Raw genomic sequence first — 276 nt, forward strand, 5'->3', positions numbered from 1 at the left:
CATCATAAGCCACTCTCCTCAACGGCCATCTGGACGATCTCCTCCTCAATCTGTTCTTTCTTCAGCTGCGCCCCATACAAAAGGCAATTGATCGTCAATGTGTTGATGACGCGCGGCCATCCCTGTGAACGCAAGGCAATCGCTTCAAGGGCTGTTTCTGTGAAAATTGGCATCTTGGCTCCGGCAAGCTTTAAATGATGATCAATATAGGCAAACACATCTTCTTTCTTTAGGGGCTGAATTTGGTACCTCTTGATGATCCGTTGAGAAAGTGGC

General features: G+C 47.5%; 1 pseudogene. It reads right to left on the minus strand.

Annotation, left to right across the window (positions count from 1 at the left end):
* Positions 1-2 precede the first annotated feature (2 nt).
* Positions 3-276 (minus strand): annotated as a pseudogene (locus tag FS628_RS30550) (AAA family ATPase); the annotation flags it as partial.

Source organism: Paenibacillus xylanexedens, from assembly GCF_007676705.1.
In the GTDB taxonomy this organism is placed as follows: Bacteria; Bacillota; Bacilli; order Paenibacillales; family Paenibacillaceae; genus Paenibacillus; species Paenibacillus xylanexedens_C.